This is a genomic window from Bradyrhizobium sp. AUGA SZCCT0177 (assembly GCF_018130125.1).
Lineage (GTDB): Bacteria > Pseudomonadota > Alphaproteobacteria > Rhizobiales > Xanthobacteraceae > Bradyrhizobium.
This window is the reverse complement of the sequence record NZ_JAFCMA010000032.1, coordinates 1-23,107: the sequence shown is the minus strand read 5'-3', so window position 1 is coordinate 23,107 and position 23,107 is coordinate 1. Positions and strand designations below refer to the sequence as shown.

General features: G+C 63.0%; 22 protein-coding genes and 1 pseudogene. 8 read left to right on the top strand and 15 right to left on the bottom strand.

Annotated features, from left to right (window positions below):
• Positions 1–60: 60 nt before the first annotated feature.
• Both JQ597_RS29975 and JQ597_RS29970 read left to right on the top strand, forming a co-directional pair.
• Positions 61–1,251, top strand: a complete 1,191-nt coding sequence (locus JQ597_RS29975; protein WP_249148318.1) for an ABC transporter substrate-binding protein — start codon at positions 61–63, stop codon at positions 1,249–1,251.
• Positions 1,252–1,298: 47 nt separating this feature from the next.
• A complete protein-coding gene (locus tag JQ597_RS29970) occupies positions 1,299–1,754 on the top strand; it encodes a cupin domain-containing protein (RefSeq protein WP_212269083.1) in 456 nt (151 codons plus the stop codon).
• Between the two features lie 168 nt (positions 1,755–1,922).
• Here JQ597_RS29970 and JQ597_RS29965 read toward each other — a convergent pair whose 3' ends face one another.
• The 4 genes from JQ597_RS29965 to JQ597_RS29950 form a co-directional block, all read right to left on the bottom strand.
• Positions 1,923–3,167, bottom strand: a complete 1,245-nt coding sequence (locus JQ597_RS29965) for a flavin-dependent oxidoreductase (protein ID WP_212269082.1) — start codon at positions 3,165–3,167, stop codon at positions 1,923–1,925.
• Positions 3,168–3,245: 78 nt separating this feature from the next.
• Positions 3,246–5,597, bottom strand: a complete 2,352-nt coding sequence (locus JQ597_RS29960) for a bifunctional salicylyl-CoA 5-hydroxylase/oxidoreductase (RefSeq protein WP_212269081.1) — start codon at positions 5,595–5,597, stop codon at positions 3,246–3,248.
• Between the two features lie 165 nt (positions 5,598–5,762).
• On the bottom strand, positions 5,763–6,599 hold the full coding sequence (locus tag JQ597_RS29955) for an enoyl-CoA hydratase family protein (RefSeq protein WP_212269080.1): 837 nt from the start codon (positions 6,597–6,599) through the stop codon (positions 5,763–5,765).
• 111 nt (positions 6,600–6,710) lie between these two features.
• A complete protein-coding gene (locus JQ597_RS29950; RefSeq protein ID WP_212269079.1) occupies positions 6,711–7,472 on the bottom strand; it encodes an SDR family NAD(P)-dependent oxidoreductase in 762 nt (253 codons plus the stop codon).
• 157 nt (positions 7,473–7,629) lie between these two features.
• On the opposite strand from JQ597_RS29950, the gene JQ597_RS29945 reads away from it, so the two are divergent.
• A complete protein-coding gene (locus JQ597_RS29945; protein ID WP_212269078.1) occupies positions 7,630–8,079 on the top strand; it encodes a cupin domain-containing protein in 450 nt (149 codons plus the stop codon).
• Positions 8,080–8,612: 533 nt separating this feature from the next.
• On the opposite strand, the gene JQ597_RS29940 is transcribed toward JQ597_RS29945, so the two are convergent.
• The 4 genes from JQ597_RS29940 to JQ597_RS29925 form a co-directional block, all read right to left on the bottom strand.
• Positions 8,613–9,812, bottom strand: a complete 1,200-nt coding sequence (locus JQ597_RS29940) for an ABC transporter substrate-binding protein (protein WP_212269077.1) — start codon at positions 9,810–9,812, stop codon at positions 8,613–8,615.
• A 79-nt stretch (positions 9,813–9,891) separates the two neighbouring features.
• Positions 9,892–10,728 (bottom strand): SDR family NAD(P)-dependent oxidoreductase, encoded by an 837-nt coding sequence (locus JQ597_RS29935; protein WP_212269076.1) that lies wholly within the window; start codon positions 10,726–10,728, stop codon positions 9,892–9,894.
• Positions 10,729–10,730: 2 nt separating this feature from the next.
• Positions 10,731–10,904 carry a hypothetical protein gene (locus tag JQ597_RS29930; RefSeq protein WP_409410655.1) on the bottom strand — a complete coding sequence of 58 codons (174 nt, stop codon included), beginning with the start codon at positions 10,902–10,904 and terminating at the stop codon, positions 10,731–10,733.
• Positions 10,882–11,589: a TetR/AcrR family transcriptional regulator gene (locus JQ597_RS29925; protein WP_212269075.1), complete on the bottom strand. Its 708-nt coding sequence runs from the start codon at positions 11,587–11,589 to the stop codon at positions 10,882–10,884. The genes JQ597_RS29930 and JQ597_RS29925 overlap by 23 nt, the downstream gene beginning before the upstream one ends.
• Positions 11,590–11,703: 114 nt before the next feature.
• Between JQ597_RS29925 and JQ597_RS29920 the strand changes: the two genes are divergently transcribed.
• Both JQ597_RS29920 and JQ597_RS29915 read left to right on the top strand, forming a co-directional pair.
• Complete coding sequence (locus JQ597_RS29920; protein ID WP_212269074.1) at positions 11,704–12,918, top strand: ABC transporter substrate-binding protein; 1,215 nt, start codon at positions 11,704–11,706, stop codon at positions 12,916–12,918.
• A gap of 10 nt (positions 12,919–12,928) precedes the next feature.
• On the top strand, positions 12,929–13,819 hold the full coding sequence (locus JQ597_RS29915; protein ID WP_212269073.1) for an MBL fold metallo-hydrolase: 891 nt from the start codon (positions 12,929–12,931) through the stop codon (positions 13,817–13,819).
• 3 nt (positions 13,820–13,822) lie between these two features.
• Here the strand turns inward: JQ597_RS29915 and JQ597_RS29910 are convergent, their stop codons facing one another.
• The 3 genes and pseudogenes from JQ597_RS29910 to JQ597_RS29900 form a co-directional block, all read right to left on the bottom strand.
• The gene (locus JQ597_RS29910) at positions 13,823–14,872 is read right to left on the bottom strand and encodes a hydroxyacid dehydrogenase (RefSeq protein WP_212269072.1); all 1,050 of its coding nucleotides are present in this window, start codon (positions 14,870–14,872) and stop codon (positions 13,823–13,825) included.
• Positions 14,873–14,887: 15 nt separating this feature from the next.
• Positions 14,888–15,772, bottom strand: a complete 885-nt coding sequence (locus tag JQ597_RS29905) for an amidohydrolase family protein (protein ID WP_212269071.1) — start codon at positions 15,770–15,772, stop codon at positions 14,888–14,890.
• Positions 15,773–15,788: 16 nt separating this feature from the next.
• A pseudogene (locus tag JQ597_RS29900) lies at positions 15,789–16,714 on the bottom strand (Bug family tripartite tricarboxylate transporter substrate binding protein).
• 238 nt (positions 16,715–16,952) lie between these two features.
• Here JQ597_RS29900 and JQ597_RS29895 point away from each other — a divergent pair.
• The 3 genes from JQ597_RS29895 (at position 16,953) to JQ597_RS29885 (ending at position 18,567) form a co-directional block, all read left to right on the top strand.
• Positions 16,953–17,510: a thiamine pyrophosphate-binding protein gene (locus JQ597_RS29895; protein ID WP_212269070.1), complete on the top strand. Its 558-nt coding sequence runs from the start codon at positions 16,953–16,955 to the stop codon at positions 17,508–17,510.
• Positions 17,511–17,518: 8 nt separating this feature from the next.
• Positions 17,519–18,124, top strand: a complete 606-nt coding sequence (locus JQ597_RS29890; RefSeq protein ID WP_212269069.1) for a thiamine pyrophosphate-dependent enzyme — start codon at positions 17,519–17,521, stop codon at positions 18,122–18,124.
• 77 nt (positions 18,125–18,201) lie between these two features.
• The gene (locus JQ597_RS29885) at positions 18,202–18,567 is read left to right on the top strand and encodes a VanZ family protein (RefSeq protein WP_212269068.1); all 366 of its coding nucleotides are present in this window, start codon (positions 18,202–18,204) and stop codon (positions 18,565–18,567) included.
• Positions 18,568–18,623: 56 nt separating this feature from the next.
• Here the strand turns inward: JQ597_RS29885 and JQ597_RS29880 are convergent, their stop codons facing one another.
• From JQ597_RS29880 to gcl, 4 genes are all read right to left on the bottom strand, one after another.
• On the bottom strand, positions 18,624–19,013 hold the full coding sequence (locus tag JQ597_RS29880) for a DUF1236 domain-containing protein (RefSeq protein ID WP_212269067.1): 390 nt from the start codon (positions 19,011–19,013) through the stop codon (positions 18,624–18,626).
• A gap of 120 nt (positions 19,014–19,133) precedes the next feature.
• Positions 19,134–20,021: a 2-hydroxy-3-oxopropionate reductase gene (locus tag JQ597_RS29875; RefSeq protein ID WP_212269066.1), complete on the bottom strand. Its 888-nt coding sequence runs from the start codon at positions 20,019–20,021 to the stop codon at positions 19,134–19,136.
• 26 nt (positions 20,022–20,047) lie between these two features.
• The gene (hyi, locus tag JQ597_RS29870) at positions 20,048–20,833 is read right to left on the bottom strand and encodes a hydroxypyruvate isomerase (protein WP_212269065.1); all 786 of its coding nucleotides are present in this window, start codon (positions 20,831–20,833) and stop codon (positions 20,048–20,050) included.
• A gap of 14 nt (positions 20,834–20,847) precedes the next feature.
• On the bottom strand, positions 20,848–22,641 hold the full coding sequence (gene gcl / locus JQ597_RS29865) for a glyoxylate carboligase (RefSeq protein WP_212269064.1): 1,794 nt from the start codon (positions 22,639–22,641) through the stop codon (positions 20,848–20,850).
• Positions 22,642–23,107 lie beyond the last annotated feature (466 nt).

Genomic DNA, 23,107 nt, shown 5'->3' with positions numbered 1-23,107 from the left:
AAGCTGGATCTTAGGATTTGGTGGGTTGGTTTCGGCGATGGCCGAATGAAGGAGTTAATGATGATGCAGCCGTTGAAATTGGCGGGACCTAAGTTAGCCTTGCTTGCGGTCTTGCTGAGTGCCGCCGCAGGACAAGTCGCGGCGCAGGAGAAGATCAAGATCGGCGTCATCGTGACGTTGTCCGGCCCTCCGGCGGCGCTCGGCCAGCAGGTCCGCGACGGCTTTGCGCTCGCGGTCAAGGATCTCGGTGGCAAGATGGCAGGCAAGGACGTCGAACTCGTCGTGGTCGACGACGAACTCAAGCCGGACGGCGCTGTGACCAAGGTCAAGGGCCTCCTGGAACGCGAAAAGGTCGATTTCGTCGTAGGCCCAATCTTCTCCAACATCCTCCAGGCCATCCACAGGCCGGTCACAGAAAACAAGACGTTCCTGATCAGCCCTAACGCGGGTCCGTCGACCTATGCCGGCAAGGAGTGCAGCCCGTTTTTCTACGTCACCTCCTACCAGAACGATCAGGTCCATCAGGTCCTCGGCAAGGTTGCCCAGGATCGCGGCTACAAGCGTGTCTATGTGCTGGTGCCGAACTATCAGGCCGGCAAGGATTCCGCCGCCGGATTCAAGATCGACTACAAGGGCGAGATCGTCGAGGAAAGCTACTTGCCGCTGAACACCTCCGATTTCCAGGTTGAGCTGACCAAGATCTCCTCCTCGAAGCCCGACGCGCTGTTCACCTTCATGCCGGGTGGCCTCGGTGTCGGCCTTGTCAAGCAATACCGGCAGGCCGGCCTTGCCGATCGCATTCCCGTGCTGTCCGCCTTCACCGTCGATGAATCGACGCTGCCGGCACAGCAGGACGCCGCCGTCGGCATGTTCGGCGGTTCCAACTGGGCGCCCAATCTCGACAATCCGCAGAACAAGAAATTCGTGGCCGGCTATGAAGCGGCCTACAACATCGTGCCCGGCACCTATGCCTTCCAGGCCTATGATGCGGCGATGCTGATCGACAGTGCCGTCAAGGCGGTGAAGGGCGATCTCGCCAACAAGGACGCGGTGTCGGCGGCGCTGAAGAAGGCCGACTTCACCTCGCTGCGCGGCGACTTCAAGTTCAACGTCAACGGCTATCCGATCCAGAATTTCTACCTGACCAAGGTGGCAAAACGCCCGGACGGCAAGTTCCAGACCGAGATCGTCGAAAAGGTCTTTTCGAATTACGGCGACCGCTACGCCAAGGATTGCGCATCCGGCAAATAACCGGGCGAAGAAAACGCTGGCAAGAAAATCTGGGAGGAAACAACACAATGAAAACTGAAATCGCCGGCATCACGCGCGCCAATGAAGGCATCCAGGGAATCTCCTGGAGCATCCTTGGCCAAACCTATGTGCCGAAAAGCGTCACCGAGCATTCCTTCTCATGGCACGCGACCTTCCCGCCCGACACCTTCGTGCCGCCGCACATCCACCCCGATCAGGACGAATATCTATACATCCTGGAAGGCAAGCTCGACTTCTTCCTCGACGGTGCCGAGACGCAGGCCTCGCCGGGCGATCTGGTGCGCCTGCCGATGGGCAAGCCGCACGGCATCTTCAACAAGTCGGGCCGGACCTCGAAGGTGCTGTTCTGGGTCTCGCCGACGCGGCGGCTCTATGACCTGTTCTGGGGCATCCACAACATGAAAGAGCAGACGCCCGACGCCGTCGTGGCGCTGGCGGCCGAGCACAACATCCACTTCCTGCCGCCGCCCCCGGGAGCGTGAGGTTGTCATGCCCCGCCACCGGGTCGGCCGAATGGCCGCCCGATGACAGGCTCCAGCGGGGCATCCAGTACGCCGCGGCTTCACGATTCAACCACTGACGTCTCTGGAATACTGGATCGCCCGCTTTCGCGGGCGATGACAGTTTAGCGTGTCGCGCTTACGCTGGCCCTACCGCACGGCCGCCAATGACGGCGCGGCAAAACCGGCCTTTGACGCATAGCCGCGTACGATGGCTTCGCGCTGGCCGTAGCTCAGCACCTTCTCGATATCAGTAAAACCGTCCGGCGCCAGTTGCTCGACCGCGTCGATGACGCCCTCGGGACCGCCGCGGCGGTTCGCGCGCACGATCTCCGCCGTCATCGGCAGCCGCTTCTGCTCGTAGGCCAGCAGCGCCTGGCGCGGATGCTCGGCATGGGCCAGCGAATCCGCAAGCGCCCGCGCATCGAGGATCGCCTGCGAGGCGCCGTTGGATCCGACCGGATACATCGGATGCGCGGCGTCGCCGAGCAGCGTGACCCGTCCCCATGTCCAGTATGGCAGGGGATCGCGATCGCAGCAGGGGTATTCATAAAATTCCGGCGTCGCCGAGATCAGGTTGCGGACGTCGACATGCGGCACCGAGAAGCGTGCCACATGCGGCATCAATTCCTCGCGCTTGCCTTGCCGCGACCAGTCCTCGCGGCGCGGCGGCGGCGCATTGCCTTCGCCAACCCTGACCATCACGGCCCAGTTGGTCAGCCGGCTGGCGGGGCTCGATCCCTCCGCGATCGGATAGACCACAACCTTGGCATTGAGCCCACCGGCCACGATCATCGAACTGCCGGTCAGGAACATCGGCCAGTCGCGCGCGCCGCGCCACAGCATCAACCCGTTCCAGCATGGCGGCCCCTCGTCCGGAAACAGCATTTCGCGCACGCGCGAATGGATGCCATCGGCCCCGATCAGGACATCGCCGCGTGCGGTCTTGATATGCGCGCCTGTGCGGTCGAAGAAATGCGCGATCACGCCGCCTTCGTGCTGCGCGAATGCGCCAAGCCGGCAGCCGGTGTGGATCGCCTCCTTGCCGAGCCGCTCCTCGACGGCGCGATGGATGACGCTCTGCAGGCGGCCGCGATGAACCGAGAATTGCGGAACGTCGTGACCGGCGCCGAGGCCGCGCGGTTCGCGCCAGACTTCCTGGCCGTGACGGTTCAGATAATACAAATCATCGGTACGAACAGCGGCCGCATCCAGCCGGTCCAACAGGCCAAGGCCTGCGAGTTCGCGGATCGCATGCGGCAGCGTGTTGATGCCGACGCCGAGCTCGCGAATGCTGTCGGCCTGTTCGAACAATTCGCAGTCGATGCCGCGGGCGCGCAGCATCAGCGCGGTGGTGAGGCCTCCGATGCCGCCTCCGACGATGATCGCCTTCATCCGCTCAAACTCCACTCAACTGTCTTCCCCTCTCCCCGCAAGAGCGGGGCGAGGGAGAGATAGAGGGTGCCATCCAGCCTATTCGGCCGCAAGCGGCTTTGTCGCCTCGGCCTTGAGCTCGGCGCGGGTTTTCGGCTTACCCTTAATTTTGAGGTCGTCGAAATCCTGCCGGTCGCGGACAGAGTTGCGGAAAATCTGCTCTTTTCCGGGAAGATATTGCGGCGGACAGGCGATATCGGAGGCGCCATACCAGGCCGCCGCCCGCATGGTGAAGGAAGGATCAACCAGATGCGGACGGCCCAGCGCCACCAAGTCGGCGCGGCCGGCGGCCAAGATCGTATTGACCTGATCTGACGTCGTGATGTTCCCGACGCACATGGTCGCAACCCTTGCCTCGTTGCGGACCTGTTCGGAGAACGGCGTCTGGAACATGCGGCCGTAAATCGGCTGCGCGTCGCGCACGGTCTGTCCGGTGGAGACGTCCACGAGATCGACGCCGGCCTCGCCGAACGCGCGGGCAATCGCCACCGCATCGTCGCCGGTGACGCCGCCTTCGGCCCAGTCGGTGGCGGAGATGCGCACCGACATCGGCTTGTGCGCCGGCCACGCCGCGCGCATCGCCTCGAATATTTCGAGCGGATAACGCAACCGGTTCTCGAGCGTGCCGCCATATTCATCCGTCCGGGTGTTGGTCAGCGGCGAGATGAAACTTGCGAGCAGATAACCGTGGGCGCAGTGCAGCTCCAGCATGTCGAAGCCGCAGGCGTCGCCGCGCTGCGCGGAGGCCACGAATTCGGCCTTGACGCGATCCATCGCTGATCGGTCCATCTCGCGCGGCACCTGGCTGTCCGGGAAATAGGGGATCGGCGATGCCGACAGCGTGTCCCAGCCGCCCTGCTCCAGCGGCCGGTCCATGCCATCCCACATCAGCTTGGTGGCGCCCTTGCGCCCGGCATGGCCGAGCTGCAGGCAGATCTTGGCGGCCGAATTGGCGTGGACGAAATCCACGATCCGCGTCCATGCGGCCTGCTGCGTGTCGTTCCACAGTCCGGTGCAACCCGGCGTGATCCGGGCGTCGCGGCCGACGCAGGTCATTTCGGTGAAGATCAGACCTGCGCCGCCGATCGCGCGCGAGCCGTAATGCACCAGATGGAAATCGCCGGGCACGCCCTCCTCGGCCGAATACATGCACATCGGCGACACCACCGCGCGGTTGGCCACCACCATCTCGCGCAGTTTGAACGGCTGGAACATCGGCGCGACAGGTTTTTCGATGTCGACGTCAAACCCTTTGGCGCGGACGGTCTTCGCAAACGCCTTGTCGACCTCGCTGACGAAATCAGGCGCACGCAGCGTGAGGTTATCGTAGGTGATCGCCTTGGCGCGGGTCATGACGCCGAACGCGAACTGCACGGGATCGAAATCCCAGAACCGGTCGACATGCTCGAACCAGACCAGCGACACGTCGGCGGCGTGCTGGGTCTTCTCGACCTCCTCGCGCCGCCCCTGCTCGTAGGTCTGCAAGGCCGCATCCACCGTCGGCGCCTGCGCCATCGCCTCTGCGAGCGCGATGGCGTCCTCCATCGCGAGCTTGGTGCCGGAGCCGATCGAGAAATGCGCGGTCGCCTTGGCGTCGCCAAGCAGCACCATGTTGTCCTTGACCCAGCGCTCGCTGCGGATCATCGGAAAATTGCGCCACATCGAACGGTTGATCAGCAGCTTGTGCTCGCCGAGGAACCATCCGAAGATTTCCGCCATGCGATCGGCGGATTGCTGCTCGCTCAGGCCTTCCAGGCCGGCGCGCGCGAAGGTCTCGGCATCGGTCTCGAATATCCAGGTCGAGCGGCCGGCTTCATATTGGTAGGCGTGGGCGATGAACGGACCCCACTCCGTCTCCTGGAAGATGAAGGTGAAGGCATCGAGCGGCCGGGTCGAGCCCATCCAGGTGAACTTGTTGGAGCGCAGATCGATCTCGGGGCGGAAATGCCCGATATGTTTGTCGCGAAAACGGCTGTTGATGCCGTCGGCGAGCACGATCAGATCGGCATCGGCAAAACGGGTCTCGTCGTCGACATCGGTTTCGAACAGCAGCGTGACGCCGAGTTCGCGGGCGCGTTCCTGCAGGATCAGCAGCAGCATGCGGCGCGAACAGCCGCAAAAGCCGTTGCCGCCCACCCGGTGCACGGTGCCGCGGAAATGCACCGCGATATCGTCCCAATAGGCGAATTCCTGGGTGATGCGACGGTAGCTCGGCGGGTCGTACTTTTCGAAGTTGTCCAGCGTCGCGTCGGAGAACACCACGCCGAAGCCGAACGTGTCGTCGGCGCGGTTGCGCTCGTACACCGTGATCTCGGCCTGCGGCCGCTGCTTCTTCAAAAGGATCGCGGCATAGAGACCCGCCGGTCCCCCGCCGATTATCGCCACCTTCATCAGCGCCTCCGAAGCAAGCTAACGGGCCATCCGGAAATTACTTTAAACCTAAAGCAATTTTCCCGCAAGTCCCTACCTGTAGCCCGGATGAGCGGAGCGACATCCGGGATTCAAGCCGCACGATCACCCCCGGGCCACTCCGCTCTCACCGGGCTACTCGGTTGCTCAATTCCCCTGGAACACCGGTGACCGCTTGTTGGAAAACGCCTCGAACGCCCGGGCAAAATCCTCCGTGGTCATGCACAGCGCCTGGGCGACGGCTTCCGCCTCGATCGCCTCCTCCACCGACATCGCCCATTCCATCGCCAGCATCCGCTTGGTCATGGTGTTGGCGTAGGTCGGCCCGTCGGATACCTGTTTCGCCAGCGCTTGCGCCTGCGCCAGCACCTGGTCGGCGGCCACGATCCGGCTGAAGAAACCCCAGCGTTCGCCCTCCTCCGCGGTCATGAAGCGGCCGGTGTAGAGCAGTTCCGACGCCCGCGACTGGCCGATGATACGCGGCAGGATCGCACAGGCGCCCATGTCGCAGCCGGAGAGCCCGACCTTGTTGAAGAGGAAGGCGACCTTGGCGCCGGGCGCTGCCAGGCGCATATCCGAGGCCATCGCGATGATCGCGCCGGCACCGGCGCAGATGCCGTCGACAGCGGCGATGATGGGTTGCGGGCAAGCGCGCATCGCCTTCACGAGATCGCCGGTCATCCGCGTGAAGGCGGTGAGGCCCTTGGTGTCCATCTGCACCAGCGGACCGATGATCTCGAAGACGTCGCCGCCCGAAGAGAAGTTCCCGCCAGCGCCTGACACCACGATGGTCTTGACTTCATCATCCATCGCGCAGGCGCGGAAGAAATCCGTCAGTTCGCGGTAGCTGTCGAAGGTCAGCGGATTTTTCCGCTCCGGACGGTTCAGCGTCACGGTGGCGATCTTGCCGTCAACGGCGAGCAAGAAATGCTTCGGCGAATATTCTGATAGCGGCAGCGTGACGGGGTTGGCGGGTCTGCTCATGGGATCTCCCTTGTCTTGCTATTCGTCATTGCGAGCGCAGCGAAGCAATCCATTCTTTCTTTTTGCGGCGAGATGGATTGCTTCGCTTCGCTCGCAATGACGGTTTCAATTTCAAACTTCGCCGCCGGCGACCGCGACCGCCTGTCCGGTAATGGCGCCGGCGCCCGCGCCGCACAACCACAGCACGGCATCGGCGACTTCCGACGGCGCAACGAGGCGGCCCTGCGGATTGTGCTTCGAGAGCTCGGCGACCGCCTGCTCGCGGCTGCGCCCGGTCTTCTTGATGATGTTGTCGATCGAGCCTTCGAGCAGATCGGTCTCGGTGAATCCGGGACATACCGCATTGACGGTGACGCCGCTCTTGGCCGTTTCCAGCGCCAGCGAACGGACCAGACCAATCACCGCGTGTTTTGCAGCGCTGTAGGCGCTGACATAGGCGTAGCCCTTCAGGCCGGCGGTCGAAGCGATCGCGACCACCCGCCCCCGGCGGCGCTCCAGCATGCCGGGCAACACGGCCTGCGTGGCGTGGACCACGCCCATGAAATTGACGTCCATCATGCGCTGGAACAGCGCCGCATCGGAACGGCCGAACGGCGCGGATTCCGCCGCGCCCGCGTTGGCGACCAGGATATCGATCGGCTGCCGTGCCGCGGCCTCGGCAACGGCTGATTTCACGGAAGCAGCATCGGCGACATCGGCAGCAACCGCGAACTGCGCGGCTCCTGACGCAACGGCTTCATCCAGCGTCGTCCGATTACGGCCGAGCACGGTGACGACAGCGCCGGCTTCGGACAGTGCTGCGGCGACCGCGCGGCCAATGCCTCGCCCGCCGCCGGTGACGAGCGCATGCTGGGAATGCAACGGTTTGGACATCGGTCGGCCTCCCGGAACTGACCTCCGACATTTATTTTAAACTTCAAGCTTTTGCAAGGAAGCAAGTTACGGAAGCATTCCTAGCCCTGCCACATCCGCTTGACAGACGGCCGGCCGGGGGTAGCGTCGTCGCGACAGCCAAAGAGGGATCAATAACATGGCGGCGCTCGAAAAAGGCATCACACAGAACGGCACCGGTTATTCCGGCAAAACCTGGAACATCCTCGGCCAGGTGTATTTCCCCGAGGCCGTGACGGATTCGACCTTTGCGTTCGAGACCAACAGTGATCCCGGCCAGTTCGTGCCGGTGCACATCCACCCCACGCAGGACGAGTTCATCCTGGTACAGGATGGCATACTCGACCTGAAACTCGATGGCGTCTGGGTGCAGGCCAAGGCCGGCGATCTGGTCCGGCTGCCGCGCGGAATCCCGCACGGTTATTTCAACAAGTCGGACAAGCCGGCGCGGGCGCTGTTCTGGGTTTCACCGACCCAGAAGCTGGAAGCACTTTTCAACCAGCTACACAATCTGAGCGACGTCGCCGAAATCGTGCGCATCTCGGCCGAGCATGAAGTGAATTTTCTTCCGCCGGAAGCCAACGACTAAATTTGTTCGCGCGATTTCGCGGAGCCCGCGCGCAATGCGCCGCGGGCGACGATGGCAAAGCTCTGACGCTGCGCGAGAGTATTTGCGCCAGACATGGCGCGACAAGCCCGGTATCCGCGAACCGCAGAGTTCGCGCGACGAAAAGCTTTCAACTTTCAAGATTGACGTAAGCGGCCTTAAGCCCCGGCAGCCGGCAGGCTGGCAGCGGCGATCGCGACGATCTGGGCCAGGCGACGTCCGATCCGGGACGGCGCGTTGCGCAGAAATGTACCTACCTGTCGCATCTCATCTTCCATGGCGCCCGGCGGAACGGTTGTTCCCAGAAACGGGGCGCACTACGGAAAATGGTCGTAACGGGCTAACTAGTCGAGATGCCTACGAAAATAGCAATGCGCGCGTCGTCCGGGCGCCCTTTGGCAGTGGAATTATTGCCATGATCGCGCCCGCCGCGGGGGAAATTTTCTCCGCAGATTTGAGCCGCACTTTCGGCACTGAACCCGCCCCGGAGAGGACGGGTTCCAGGCCGCCTCGCCCTACTTCGGCATCACGATCCAGGACGTGCCGTCAAAGCGCGCCAGCCGCATCTGCTTGATGGGGAAAAAATCCTTGGCACTGGTGCTGAGGTTGATGCCCGGCAGCAGCATCGGAAGCTCCAGATCCTTCATGGAAGCCGCCTGCTGCATGACGTTCTCGCGCGTCAGCACGTCGCCGCATTGCCTGAGGACTTGGACGATGGTCTGGGCCATGGAGTAGCCATAGACATTGCTGCCGTCGATCAGGCTCCCGCGCGGATACCATCGCTTCATGAAGGCGAGCCAGTCCTGAAAGCCCTTGTCGCTTTCCCACACCTTGTCGGTGGGATCCTTCATATAGGCCGCCGTCACGGCGCCGATCGATTTCTCCAGACCGGCCGGAGCCAGCGCCGCGCCGACCGACGCGCCAACGCTCGGCAGGATGATCGCGGGCTTCCAGGTCAGCTCAAACGTCCGGCGGATCGCCTGGGCGACGAATCTCGGATTCGCGTGCAGGAAAAACACGTCGGCGCCGGCAGTCTTCAACGTGATGACTTGCGAGTCGACCGTAGGATCCGACAATTCATACGACGTCTCGGCCACAATCAGCTTGGCGGCGTCACCGAGGCCCGCCTTGAAACCCTTGATGTAATCCTTTCCGGAATCGTCGTTCTGATACAGCACACCGATTTTTGCCGTCGGATATTTGGCAGCCGTGTAACGGCCGAGAATGGCGCCTTCGATCTGGTAGCTGGGCTGCCATCCCATGGTCCACGGAAAATGTTCGGGATCGCCCCACCGCGTCGCGCCGGTCGCAACGAAAAGCTGCGGCACCTTCTTGATGTTCAGGTATTTCTGAACCGCGGCGTTCGGCGCCGTGCCGAGCGAGCCGGCGATGAACAGAACATCATCCTGCTCGACCAGCTTGCGGGTGGCTTCCACCGTCTTCGACGAAACAAACCCGTCGTCCTGCGACAGCAGCGTGATCTTCCGGCCGTTGACGCCGCCCTCCGCATTGATCTTGTCGAAATAGGCCTTCATCACCAGGCCGATCGTGGAATAGGATGAAGCCGGCCCGCTGTACGGCATGGTCTGGCCGATCTTGATCTCGGTGTCGGATGCGCCGGGATCGTATTTCTTCTGCGCGAATGCGGTTCCCGTCCAGACGACGGCACTGACAATTCCGGCAACGACGGCCGGGCACAACGACTTACCCAACATACGCTCACTCCCCTGATTTTACTTTTCTTTCCGACACGATGCGGTGCCGGTTACTGCTTGACCCGTTGCCTCACCGTGCTCATAGCCCGGTGATGCCGCTGTCGACCGCCAGCGTCTGCGCGTTGACGTAAACGCTCTCGTCCGACATGAAGAACAGCGCCGCGTAGGCGATCTCCCACCCCGTCGCCATCCGCCCGAACGGCGCGCCGGACGCACTGCGCGACGGCCGGCCGGCGCTGGTGTGGCGTCCAAGCGGCGTATCGACCAGTCCGGGGCAGATGATGTTGGCGCGGATGCCGCGGCGCGCGCCTTCCTTGGCGACGTTGCGCATCAAGCCGCCAAGCGCTGCTTTCGAGGTGTCATAGGCAATCAGCCGTGAGCCGGAGCGAAGCCCGGCGATCGACGAGATGAACACGATCGACGCCCCATCGGCGATATGCTTCAGCGCCTTGCGGCAGCAAAGCATCGGACCGGTCAAGTTGACCGCGAACGTGTCATTCCACTCCTTGAGATCGACACCGTCGAGCCCCAGCGCCCCGACGCCGATGCCGACGTTGAGCACCATGCCGTCGAGCCCGCCGAGACCATCAACCGCCTCGTCGATCATCCTGTTCACATCGGCTTCGCGCGCGATATCCGCCTTGATCGAAAAGGCGAGACCGCCCTCGCCCGCAATGCGCTTTACGGTGTCATCGGCGCTGGCGCGGTGCAGGTCGGCGACCGCGACATGGGCGCCTTCCCGGGCAAACAACATCGACATGGCCCGGCCGTTTCCAACCGGATCGGTCGCGGCGTCGAACGTCCGCTGACCGCCGCCGACGACCAGGATCCTGCGGCCGCGAAGCCGGCCGCGGCCCGGAGCCTGACCTTCGGACGCCGCGCTAAGCTGGCGGACATAGCGCATTTTCTCTGTCATCTTTACCTCGACCCGTGTTGGCGCGCCGAGCCATTGCCGACCCGCATCGCCGGGATCACGCCGGCTTCGGCGTGCGCCATTATTTGAAAGATGCTCGGCTTGACCGCCATCCGGTCAAAGGATGCGCGGATGTCTCCGATCGTCGCGTCCGGATCAATCAGGGATAACCTTGCCACGCACTTCTCCCTTAGCTTTTCGTTTTTTTGTATTTGTTGGGTCTGCGACGTCGCTGATGGCGATCAACGAGAAGAAGAAACCGAGAAACCGCTCGATGGCTTCCATCACCTTGTCGCGCGGTGACGACTGCGCGCCCATCACATAGTGCTCGAGGCGGATGTAGATCAGGCCGGCCGCGAACAGCCGCGCCGTCTCGCGCGGATCCGGTGTCTTGACGAGACCGGCCAGCGTGAAACCGCGGAAATAGTCCGTCATCAGGCGCTGCTCGCGCGCATAGAACTGATCGGCGAATTTCGCGCGAATGCCCGGGACACGGTTTCGTTCCGCCGTGATGACCTTCTGGAATTGATGCTCGCGCGGGTCCGACCATTGGTCGACGAGGTCGAGGGCAAACTGCCGGCAAAACGCCGCGGGCTGGTCGCGCAACTGGCGATAGCGCGGCTGCTCGAGGCGGCTCGCCGAACTCGCCGGCCCGTGCTCGCTGACGATCGCTTCCAGGATCGCCGCCTTGCCCGGGAAGTGGTTGTAAAGGCTGCTTTCGCGGACACCGACCCGGCGCGCCAGTTCGCGCATCGAGGCGCCGCCATACCCGCTCTCGGCAAACAGGCTGAGCGCTTCGGCAAGAATGCGCTCGCGGGTGGAGGTCGCGACCGTTTCGGCCGCACTGGAAGCAGAGGAAATCATGCACATTGACTAACGAACGATCGTTCGATAGTCAACCAAACGAACGATCGTTCGTACGCCCGAACGACCGGAAAGCCCGCCCGAAGAGGCGGGAAAACTGGGAGGAGTTACAAAGTGCGCCGTTTTCCTGGATCCCGACTTCACGCCCTCGGCATCGCCCTATCGGTGCTGGCGGCCATCCCCGCGCAGGCGCAAGGCGCCGCGAAATACGACACGGGCGCTGACGACAAGACGATCAAGATCGGCACCACGGCCCCCCTCAGCGGGCCGGTTTCCGCCTTCGCGCAGATCGCGAAATCCGCCGAAGCCTATTTTCGCAAGATCAATGACGAAGGCGGCGTCAACGGGCGCCGGATCCAGATGATCATCGCGGACGACGCCTACAGTCCCCCAAAGACCGTCGAACAGACCCGCCGCCTGGTCGAAAGCGATGAGGTGCTGCTGATCTTCGGCGGCGTCGGAACGCCGACCAACAACGCCGTGCACAAATATCTCAACGACAAGAAGGTGCCGCAACTCTTCCTCGGCTCCGGCGCCGCGAAGTGGGACGATCCGAAGAGTTTCCCGTGGACGGTCGGCTGGCAGCCGACCTATCGCGACGAGGCTCTCGCCTATTCCAAATACATCAGGGACAGCCACCCGAGGGCAAAGATCGGCGTTCTCTATCAAAACGACGATCTAGGAAAAGACTATCTGAAGGCGCTGGAGGAAGGTCTCGGCGGCAGCGATCAGATCGTCTCCAAGGCCCCCTATGAAACCACCTCCCCCACCATCGATACCCAGATACTGCTCTTGAAGAGCAGCGGCGCCGATGTCGTGCTGGTGGCGGCCACACCGAAATTCGCCGCGCAAGCGATCCGGAAGATCGCCGAGATCGGATGGAAGCCGACCACGATTATTTCAAACGTATCTGCCTCCATCAGCGGCGTGCTCGAACCGGCGGGGCGCGAGAATTCGGTCGGCGTCGTCTCCAGCCAGTATCTGAAAGACAGCACCGATCCCGGCCTGAAGGACGACCCTGGCTACAAGGAATGGCTGGCCTTCATGGAGAAATATCTGCCGGACGCCAACAAGAGCGACTGGCTGAACGTGTATGGCTACACCATCGCCCAGACATTGGTAACGACGCTCAAGGCCGCCGGTAACGATCTGACCCGCGCCAATGTGATGAAGCAGGCGACCAACCTGAAAGACGTTCGCCTGCCGATGCTGATCAACGGCACCGCGGTGAATAATTCGCCGGAACGCTATACGCCGATGACGAGCATGCGGCTGATCCGCTACGACGGAACACGCTGGGTGCCGTTCGGCGATTTGCTGCAGAACTGACAGGCCCAGCATGGAGACACTGAAAATTGGCAGCATGCGGATCGACCGGCTGGTCGAGATTGCCAGTCTGCCGTTTGAAAGGGACTGGTTGTTCGCCAACGTTGATGACGAGGTGATCGCGGCTAACAGCGACTGGCTGGACGAGCGATACATCGAGCCCGGCACCGGGCGGATGATCCTCAGCCACCACTCCTATGTGGTCCGCACCGAGCGATGGACCGCCCTGGTCGACACCTGCTGCGGCAATCACAAGCCGCGGCCGCGCGTCCCGGTATGGAACCAGCTCAACCAGCCTTATCTTGAAAAACTGCAAGCACTCGGCGTTCGTCCCGAAGACGTCGACTTCGTGATGTGCACCCATCTGCATGTCGATCACGTCGGCTGGAACACGCGGCTCATCGACGGGCGCTGGGTCCCGACCTTCCCGAACGCGCGGTACCTGATGGGCCGCACCGAGTATCGCCATTGGGAGCAGGCGCACGCCGCCACACCCAACAATCCGGTCAATCACGGATCGTTCGCAGATTCGGTGTTGCCGGTGGTTGCCGCCGGACAGGCGGAATTCGTGGAAACCGACCATCTGCTGTTCGACGATCGAAACGCGATGATGCACTTTGAGCCCGCCCCGGGCCATACGATCGGCAATATGCAGATACATTTGAACGGCAGGCATGATCATGCGGTCATGTCCGGCGACATCATCCATCATCCGATCCAGTGCGCGGCGCCCTGGCTGTCGAACGCGGCGGATTTCGATAGGGAGGCCGCGCGGACCACCCGTATCAAACTGCTCGAGCGGCTCGCGGACACGCCGAGCATCCTTCTTGCGGCGCACTTTCCGGCACCGACCGCCGGCCGCGTGGTATCGAAGGGATCCGCCTTCCGGTTCGTTTTCCTGTAGCGCCTATTTCGGCGCAAACCCGAACGTCCGCTCAAAGCGCTTGGCATAGGCCGGCCAGACCTCGGGATTGACGATGCGCGGCGGCCGCTTGCCGTCGAGCGCGTCGAGGATCTGTTCGGCGGCGATCCTGCCCATGTTGACGCGGGCTTCCCTGGTGACACCTGCCGTATGCGGGCTGGCCAGCACATTGTCGAACTGCAGCAGAGGGTGTTCCGGCGGCGGCGGCTCTTTGTCCCAGACGTCGAGCCCGGCACCGGCGATCCGCTTGTCGCGCAGCGCATCGTACAACGCGGCCTCGTCGTGAATGAAGCCGCGCGCGGTGGTGATGAAGAACGCATGCGGCTGCATCAGCGCAAACTGTTTTGCGCCGATCATGCGGCGATTGTCTTTTGTCAGTGGGCAGGAAATCGAAACGAAGTCCGAGCGGCGCATCAGATCGTCGAGCTCGACCTTCTCCGCGCCCCGCGCCGCGATTTCCTCTGCCGTGAGATAAGGATCGTAGGCGATCACCTTCATGTGCAGCAGTCCCTTGCAGAGTTCGGCGATGCGGCGGCCGACATTGCCGATCCCGACGATGCCGATGGTCTTGCCCTGCGCTTCGTTGCCGATCAGCGCATTGCGATTGACATTGGCCTCGCGGCGAAGCGCACGGTCGGATTCGAGGATGCGCTTCGACAGCGTCAGCAGCATGCCAAGCGCGTGCTCGGCCACGGAATTGGCGTTGCCGCCGGTCTGGTTGACCACCAGCACGCCGGCCGCGGTGCAGGCATCGACATCGACGGGGTCAAAGCCCGCGCCGTTGCTGGAGACGATGAGCAAATTCGGCGCCCGCTTCAGAAGATCTGCATGGGCATGGAAATGCGGCGCCAGTTCATCGCGCGCCGCCCCGATCTGATAGGCGTGCGCCGCGGCCAGAATCGGCGCCGCGACGGATTCAGGGCTCTCGTTTTCCAGCTTGTCGAGCCGCACATCGGCCCTGGCCTTCAGGATCTCGGTGTAGATCTCGTGGGCGAGATATTTGACGTAGAACACGCGCTTGTTGTTGACGGTCATCTTGTTGTGCAACTTTCAGTTCGGGAAACCGTAGAGTGTAGCGGGATTGCTGACGAGGATGCGCTGCTGCGTTGCCTTATCAGGCGTCCACATCTGAAACAATTCGAGAAGGTGTCCGGCGTCCGGCATTTCACCCTCGACCCGCGGATGCGGCCAGTCGCCGCCCCAGACCAGGCGCTCCGGATTTATCTTGACCAGCATCTCGTGGAACGGCCGCGCTTCGGGATAGTCAGGCGCGTTTTGGCTCAGCCGATGCGCGCCCGACAATTTCGCCCAGCACCAGCCCTCGCCGACCGCACGCAACAGGCTCTGGAAACCTTCGGTGCCTGTGCCGGCGCGCGCATCGGTGCGGCCCATGTGATCGATCACGACAGGCAGGCCGAGTTTTTTGAGGATCGGAATCGTCTGCGGCAGATCCTTGACATCGATCCAGAGCTGCAGGTGCCAGCCAAGCTCGGCCATGACAGGCGCAAGCTTCTCGGCCTCCGTCAACGGCACGCCGCCGCGATAGTGCAACTGACCATCACGAAAGAAGTGATTGAAGCGCAGGCCTCGGACGCCGGCGCCGTGCCACGCGCGCAGTTCGTCAGGCGAGACATTGGCGTCGGCCACCGCGACGCCGCGCAGGCGGCCGGGCCCTCGCCGCAGCGCATCGAGCATCGCCGCATTGTCGCGGCCGTGCGCACTGCCCTGCACCAGCACGCCGCGCGCAAAGCCGAGCGCGTCGAGCATGCCGAGATATTTTTCCAGCGGCGCATCCGGCGGGGTGTAGCTGCGATCATCCGCATAGGGAAAGCGATCCGATGGGCCGAATACATGGGCATGGGTATCGCAGGCATCAGGCGGCAGCGGCACCTTGGGACGACTGACAGGACGAGGCGGCAGGCAGGCTGGAATCATCGGGCGCTCCACATCGTTATTCCGCCTTCATCCCGGAAGCTTTGATGATCGGCTCCCATTTTTCGTAATCGGCACGGATCCTGGCGTCGAATTGTTGCGGTGAGCTGCCGATCGGCTGCGCGCCGAGCTTGCCAAGGCGCTCCTTCACGGCCTCCGTGTTCAAGGCTGCGACGAAATCATGTGAGAGTTTTGCGAGGATCTCCGGCGGCATGCCGGCCGGTCCAAGCAGGCCCCACCACACGCCGGTGTCATAGCCCGGCACGGCTTCCGACATACTCGGCACGTTGGGCAGGAGCGGCGCGCGATCGGCCGTGGTGACGGCGAGCGCACGAAGCGTGCCGGCCTGAAGCTGCGCGACCGATTCCGGGCCGTTGTTGAACGACATCGGAATTTGCCCGCCGAGCAGATCGTTGATCGCGGGTGCCCCGCCCTGTACGGAATGGCGTTGAGATCGATTTTCGCGAGATTCTTCAGGAGTTCGCCAGCCAGATGCGTCGACGTGCCGGTGCCGGCATGGGCAAATGAAAGACTGCCCGGCTTTGCCTTCGCCGCCGCGATCACATCGGCCACCGCCTTGAACGGAGAATCCGCGCGCACCAGCAGGATATTGGGCGACGACCCGCGTAGCGAAATCGGCGTGAAGTCCTTGAAGGTGTCGTAGGGAATTTTGGGATACAGCAACGGATTGGTGGCATGACCGCTCGCCACCATGATCAGCGTGTAGCCGTCAGGCGGCGAGGTCACGACCGCCTGCGAGGCAATGACGCCGCCGGCGCCCGGGCGGTTCTCGACCACGACCGACTGGCCCCATTGCTTGGACACCACCTCACCCAGCGTGCGCGTCAGGACATCGACGCCGCCGCCCGCAGGATAGGGCACGAGAATACGCACGGGCTTTGAAGGGAACGATTGCGCGGATGCGGCGCCCGGCGCAGCGAGCATCAATGCCGCAACCGCAGCCATCCGGAACCAACTTGCCACGGCAGCCCTCCCGATGTTCTCGTTATCTCACATTGTCGCATGCCGGCGCGTTGAAGCCATCGCCAAGCCTGCAGATCACGGTAACGATGAAGGCATGTTGACAATCTCGTCCGCGGCGTCAAGTTTCGGCGCAGCAAAAGCTGCGCGACGGCACCACGTCGCGAACGAGAATTTTCGGAAGATCGAGGGAGAAGACAGTATGGCGGTTGCGGAGGAAAAAACCTCGCCCGAGATCTCGCAGGAGAAGAGCTGGCACGGCATCGTGCTGCAATCGCTCAAGCGCAACGATGTCAGCCTGGTGCCCTATGTGCCCGATCGCATCCTGACGACGCTGATCAAGAACCTGCATGCCGATCCGTTTTTCACGACCTTTCCGACCGCGCGCGAGGAAGAAGCTGTCGGCATCGTCTCCGGCGCCTGGATGGGCGGGCGGCGCGGCGCGGTGCTGATGCAGACGTCAGGCTTTGCGACGCTCGCCAACGTGCTGGCCTCGCTGGCGATGCCCTACCAGATCCCGCTGATCATGTTCGTGACCGAACGCGGCACGCTCGGCGAGTTCAACTACGGCCAGTCGCTGGTGTGCCGCACCATGCGCCCGGTGCTGGATTCGCTCGCGATGGAGCATCACACCTGCACACGCCTCGACGAGTTCGAGTTCATCTGCGACCGCTCGATCAAGCAGTCCATCACCACGCAGGCGCCGGTGGCGCTGATCCTCTCGCCGCTTTTGACCGGCGGCAAGACCTTCGACAAGTGAGCGATGTCATGAACAGCACCCCTGTCCGCAATACCAAGATCATGAACCGCTTCGATCTCACCTCGCGGCTGGTCGCCAAGCTGAAGAACGAGGAAGCCGTGGTCGGCGGTATCGGCAACACCAATTTCGACCTGTGGGCCGCCGGCCACCGGCCGCAGAATTTTTACATGCTCGGCAGCATGGGCCTCGCCTTTCCAATCGCGCTCGGCGTGGCGCTGGCGCAACCGGAGCGCCGCATCTTCGCGCTCGAGGGCGACGGCTCGCTGTTGATGCAACTGGGCGCGCTGTCGACGATCGCGACCCTGGCGCCGAAGAATCTCACCATGGTGGTGATGGACAACGGCGTCTACCAGATCACCGGCGCACAGCCGACGCCGGGCGCTGTTGTGGCCGATATCGTTGCGATCGCGATCGCCAGCGGCCTCGGCAACAGCGCCTGGGCCGCCGACGAAGAGGATTTCGAGCGTTTGATCGATCAATCGATGTCGGCCGCGGGGCCGACGCTGATCGGCGTGCGGATCGACGACAAGCCGGGCGTCGGCACCACCCGCCGCGATCCCGTGCAGATCAGGGAGCGCTTCATGCACGGGCTGGGCGTGCGGGAACCGCTTTAGAATTGGGCATTAACCACACGGCATTGTGGCTTTTCGCAGGTGCAATATTCGCGCCCTGAACATGCTAAGCCGAGGCGATGTCAATTGCCCTCAAGCTCTTCGCCTGGTGTCTTGCCGCAGCCGTTGCATTCGCAACGCTCGGGCCGCCCGGATACCGGCCGCACGCCAGTGTTCTCGGACAGGACGGCGAGCATGCGCTCGCCTTCGCGTTGCTTGGCCTCGCGTTCGGGCTGGCCTACACGCGCAACCGCTTGTTCACGGCGGCCATTGCCGTCGGCCTGACCGGCGTGATCGAGATCCTGCAATTCTGGGCGCCGGGGCGACACGCGCGGCTGGAGGATTTTCTGGTCGACGCGTTTGCAGTCTGCGTTGGCCTCGCCGCTGCGGCCGCCTTCGATTTGATCGTCAAGCGCACGCAGCGATCGAGCGCCGGTGCGTCCTAACGCAACAACCCCCGCGGGAGGATTGCCCCCGCGAGGATCAATTGCAAGCTGCGCGCTTAGTCGATGATCTTGATGACCCGGCGCGTGCGCGGCTCCACGATCACGCGGCGATCATTGACGATCGCATAGCGATATTCGGTGTGGCTCGGCACCGTGCGCAATTCGACGGTCGACGGCAGCGGCTCGCCCACGACGACCCGCTCACGCACCACGACCGACGGCCCGCGCTCCGCCTGGATCGACGTGATCACGGCATTCGGAATTTCCAGGCCAAGGCCTACGGCCGCACCCACGGTGCCGCCAACGACCTCGCCGACCGGACCTCCGACCTGACCACCCGCTCGGGCGCCGTCCTGCGCGCCCTGAACGGTGGTGGATTGGGCAAACGCCGCGCCCGAAGTCAGCAGCGAAGCGGCAATCAGCGAAACAGCTAAACGATTGTTCATCATGTCCTCCAGTGAATTGATGGTGCGTTTCAACCATCGGAGGCATCGGATGTTCCGGTTCCACGCGCGCCAATAAAGGGCACATGGAACAGCAAGTTCCGCATCAGGTTCCGCGTTCGATCAAGTCTTTCCAATCTCGTGGTTAGCCATCATCTCCAGCGCCTTCACCATGCCGGAATGATCCCACGCCTTGCCGCCATGCGCCGCGCAGGAACTGAACAGCTGCTGTGCGATCGCCGTGTTCGGCAAGGATATGCCGAGCGAGCGCGCGCCTTCGAGTGCGAGGTTGAGATCCTTCTGATGCAGCTCGATGCGGAAACCCGGATCGAAATTGCGCTTGATCATGCGCTCGCCATGCACCTCGAGAATCCGCGACGACGCAAAGCCGCCCATCAGCGCCTGCCGCACCAGGGCCGGATCGGCACCGGCCTTCGATGCGAACAACAGCGCTTCGCCGACCGCCTCGATCGTCAGCGCGACGATGATCTGGTTGGCGACCTTGGTGGTCTGGCCGTCGCCATTGCCGCCGACCAGCGTGACGTTCTTGCCCATCTTGTCGAACACCGGCTTCATGGTGTTGAACGCGCGCTCGGGTCCACCCACCATGATGGTCAGGCTCGCGGCCTTGGCGCCGACCTCGCCGCCGGAAACCGGGGCATCGAGATAATCGGCGCCGAGCGCCTCGATCTTTTTGGCGAATTCTTTCGTGGCAAGCGGCGAGATCGAACTCATGTCGACCACGATCTGGCCCTTTGAAATCCCCTGCGCGACGCCGCCCTCGGAGAACAACACCGCTTCGACATGCGGCGTGTCCGGCACCATGATGATGACGACGTCGGATTTTTCCGCGACCTCCTTGCCCGATTTGCAGGCCACCCCACCCTCAGCGACAAGCTCGGGCGGGATCGGCGCAACGTCGTGCAGGAACAGGCGATGGCCGGCAGTCTGGAGATGTTTTGCCATCGGACGTCCCATGGTGCCGAGGCCGATAAAGCCGATATCGATCATTTGGATTTTCCCTTGTTATTGACCAATCAGGTATCGAGCGTCAGGGCCGCGTGCCAGCCGAGGCCGTCGACGGTCGTCGTCCTCGGTTTATACTCGCATCCGACCCAGCCGCGATAGCCGATCGCGTCGAGATGCCGGAACAGGAACGGATAATTGATTTCACCGGTGCCGGGCTCGTTGCGGCCGGGGTTGTCGGCGAGTTGGACGTGGGCGATGCGCGGCAGATGCTTCTGCAGGCTGCGCGCGATGTCCCCTTCCATGATCTGCATGTGGTAGATATCGTATTGCACGAACAGGTTGCTCGATCGCACGTCCGATATGAGCTGGATCGCCTGTTCGGTGCCGTTGAGGAAAAAGCCCGGAATGTCTGTTGTGTTGATCGGCTCGACCAGCAGCCTGATCCGTTCCTTGGCCAGCGCGTCGGCGGCAAAGCGCAGATTGCCGACCAGCACCTCGTTGAGCTCGCGCGCATCGGCGCCATCAGGTGCGATTCCGACCAGGCAATTGAGCTGACGGCAATCCAGTGCCCTGGCGTAATCGATGGCGCGCGTGACGCCGTCGCGGAATTCCTCGACCCGTTCCGGAAAAATCGCGATGCCGCGCTCACCCGCCGCCCAATTGCCCGCGGGGAGATTATGCAACACTTGGGTTAGCCCGTGCTGCTGCAATTGCTCGCTGAGCTCGGCCTTGTCGAAATCATAGGGAAACAGATATTCGACGCCGCTGAAGCCGGCGGCCTTGGCGGCCGCAAAGCGATCTGGGAATGGCAGTTCGCCGAACAGCATGGTGAGGTTGGCGGCAAATTTGGGCATCGTCGATATCCCCCTTAAGCCGGCAACAATGTGCCAGATGTGTTCGACTTCGCCGGCGCATCGTCCAGCGGCAGATCGAGCACTTCCTCGAACTCGATGATGTTGTCGATCTCGGTGCCCATGGAGATGTTGGTGACGCGCTCGAGGATGAACTCGACCACCACAGGCACCTTGTGCTCCGCCATCCATTCGCGCGCAGTCGCGAACGCCGCCTGGGCGTCGTGCGGATCGGTGACGCGAATCGCCTTGCAGCCGAGGCCTTGCGCGACGGCGACGTGATCGACACCGTAGACGCCGAGCTCCGGCGCGTTGATGTTCTCGAACGAGAGCTGCACCTGATAGTCCATCTCGAAGCCGCGCTGCGCCTGACGGATCAGGCCGAGATAGGAATTGTTCACGACGACGTGGATGTAAGGCAGCTTGAACTGCGCGCCGACCGCGAGCTCCTCGATCAGGAACTGGAAGTCATAGTCGCCCGACAGCGCCACGATCTCGCGGGTCGGATCGGCGGCGCGCACGCCGAGCGCCGCGGGCAATGTCCAGCCGAGCGGACCGGCCTGCCCGGCGTTGATCCAGTTGCGCGGACCGTAGACGCCGAGGAATTGCGCGCCGGCGATCTGCGACAGGCCGATCACGCTGACATAGCAGGTGTCGCGCCCGAACGCCCGGCTCATCTCCTCATAGACCCGCTGCGGCTTGATCGGGATGTCGTCAAAGCGGCTCCTGCGCAGCATCGTGCGCTTGCGGTCCTGGCATGCGGCCGGCCAGGCCTGACGGTCACGAAGCTTGCCGTCCCTGCGCCACTCCTTGGCCACGGTGACGAACAATTCGAGCGCCGCCTTGGCGTCGGAGACGATGCCGAAATCCGGGTTGAAGACACGGCCGATCTGCGTCGGCTCGATGTCGACATGCACGAAGGTGCGGCCCTTGGTGTAGGTCTCGATCGAGCCGGTGTGGCGGTTGGCCCAGCGGTTGCCGATCCCGAGCACGAAGTCGGATTGCAGCATGGTGGCGTTGCCGTAACGGTGGCTGGTCTGCAGCCCGACCATGCCCGCCATCAGCACGTGGTCATCGGGGATGGCGCCCCACCCCATCAGCGTCGGCACCACGGGAACGTTGACAGCCTCGGCAAACGCCACCAGCAATTCGGATGCGTCGGCATTGATGACGCCGCCGCCCGCCACGATCAGCGGACGCTCCGCGGCGTTGAGCATCGCCAGCGCCTTCTCGATCTGCCTGCGCGTCGCTGATGGTTTGTAGACCGGCAGCGGCTCGTAGGTCTCGTCGTCGAACTCGATCTCGGCAAGCTGCACGTCGAGCGGCAGGTCGATTAGCACAGGCCCGGGACGGCCCGAACGCATGATGTGAAAGGCCTGGCTGAACACGCGCGGTACCAGCGCGGGCTCGCGCACCGTGACAGCCCATTTCGTCACAGGCTTTGCGATCGATTCAATATCGACCGCCTGAAAGTCTTCCTTGTACAGCCGCGCGCGCGGCGCCTGCCCGGTGATGCACAGGATCGGGATCGAATCCGCAATCGCCGAATAAAGCCCGGTGATCATGTCGGTGCCGGCCGGACCTGACGTGCCGATGCAGACGCCGATATTGCCGGCTTTGGCGCGGGTATAGCCCTCGGCCATGTGGGACGCGCCCTCGACATGGCGCGCCAGGATGTGGCTGATCGAACCGCGCCGCTTCAGCGCGGAGTAAAGCGGGTTGATCGCCGCTCCCGGCACGCCGAAGGCGGTCACCACGCCTTCCTTTTCGAGGATACGTACCGCGGCATCGATCGCTCGCATCTTCGCCATTTTGCACCTCGCTTGACCGTGTTGCTCTGGCGCGATCATCACGGCTGCCACCTTCGATCTCAACGACGTCGCATTTGTTTCCCGCGATGTGGGAGGAATTGGGAAAAGCACGGTGGATCATGTGGTTGGATGGAAGGATCGGTGAAACGATGAGATCGGCGAACGAGAGCCGAAGCTCTATCAGCCGTCGTCCCGGCCTAGTGCGCAATTGCGCACGGGGGCTGGGTCCCATAACCACCAGCGATCATTGTTTTGCACGCTGGTCGTCATCTTCCTTTTTTAGCAACGGGGGCCGCGGCGTATGGGTCCCGGCCTTCGCCGGGACGACAAAAATTATTCTCGCGACGCATTGCGCCCGAGCTTTGCCAGTAACTTCCCGCCCTCTCATCAAGAGGGCGCAGGGAAGACCGGGTGCGCGCTGCACCCGCGGTCTCGCGTGCGGTTTGCACAAAACAAAGTGCACACG

Excerpts from the sequence above, each read along its gene's own strand:
- JQ597_RS29975 (WP_249148318.1), top strand. The coding sequence starts at position 61 with ATGATGCAGCCGTTGAAATTGGCGGGACCTAAGTTAGCCTTGCTTGCG.
- JQ597_RS29970 (WP_212269083.1), top strand. The coding sequence starts at position 1,299 with ATGAAAACTGAAATCGCCGGCATCACGCGCGCCAATGAAGGCATCCAG.
- JQ597_RS29965 (WP_212269082.1), bottom strand. The coding sequence starts at position 3,167 with ATGAAGGCGATCATCGTCGGAGGCGGCATCGGAGGCCTCACCACCGCG.
- JQ597_RS29960 (WP_212269081.1), bottom strand. The coding sequence starts at position 5,597 with ATGAAGGTGGCGATAATCGGCGGGGGACCGGCGGGTCTCTATGCCGCG.
- JQ597_RS29955 (WP_212269080.1), bottom strand. The coding sequence starts at position 6,599 with ATGAGCAGACCCGCCAACCCCGTCACGCTGCCGCTATCAGAATATTCG.
- JQ597_RS29950 (WP_212269079.1), bottom strand. The coding sequence starts at position 7,472 with ATGTCCAAACCGTTGCATTCCCAGCATGCGCTCGTCACCGGCGGCGGG.
- JQ597_RS29945 (WP_212269078.1), top strand. The coding sequence starts at position 7,630 with ATGGCGGCGCTCGAAAAAGGCATCACACAGAACGGCACCGGTTATTCC.
- JQ597_RS29940 (WP_212269077.1), bottom strand. The coding sequence starts at position 9,812 with ATGTTGGGTAAGTCGTTGTGCCCGGCCGTCGTTGCCGGAATTGTCAGT.
- JQ597_RS29935 (WP_212269076.1), bottom strand. The coding sequence starts at position 10,728 with ATGACAGAGAAAATGCGCTATGTCCGCCAGCTTAGCGCGGCGTCCGAA.
- JQ597_RS29925 (WP_212269075.1), bottom strand. The coding sequence starts at position 11,589 with ATGATTTCCTCTGCTTCCAGTGCGGCCGAAACGGTCGCGACCTCCACC.
- JQ597_RS29915 (WP_212269073.1), top strand. The coding sequence starts at position 12,929 with ATGGAGACACTGAAAATTGGCAGCATGCGGATCGACCGGCTGGTCGAG.
- JQ597_RS29910 (WP_212269072.1), bottom strand. The coding sequence starts at position 14,872 with ATGACCGTCAACAACAAGCGCGTGTTCTACGTCAAATATCTCGCCCAC.
- JQ597_RS29905 (WP_212269071.1), bottom strand. The coding sequence starts at position 15,772 with ATGATTCCAGCCTGCCTGCCGCCTCGTCCTGTCAGTCGTCCCAAGGTG.
- JQ597_RS29895 (WP_212269070.1), top strand. The coding sequence starts at position 16,953 with ATGGCGGTTGCGGAGGAAAAAACCTCGCCCGAGATCTCGCAGGAGAAG.
- JQ597_RS29890 (WP_212269069.1), top strand. The coding sequence starts at position 17,519 with ATGAACAGCACCCCTGTCCGCAATACCAAGATCATGAACCGCTTCGAT.
- JQ597_RS29885 (WP_212269068.1), top strand. The coding sequence starts at position 18,202 with ATGTCAATTGCCCTCAAGCTCTTCGCCTGGTGTCTTGCCGCAGCCGTT.
- JQ597_RS29880 (WP_212269067.1), bottom strand. The coding sequence starts at position 19,013 with ATGAACAATCGTTTAGCTGTTTCGCTGATTGCCGCTTCGCTGCTGACT.
- JQ597_RS29875 (WP_212269066.1), bottom strand. The coding sequence starts at position 20,021 with ATGATCGATATCGGCTTTATCGGCCTCGGCACCATGGGACGTCCGATG.
- hyi (WP_212269065.1), bottom strand. The coding sequence starts at position 20,833 with ATGCCCAAATTTGCCGCCAACCTCACCATGCTGTTCGGCGAACTGCCA.
- gcl (WP_212269064.1), bottom strand. The coding sequence starts at position 22,641 with ATGGCGAAGATGCGAGCGATCGATGCCGCGGTACGTATCCTCGAAAAG.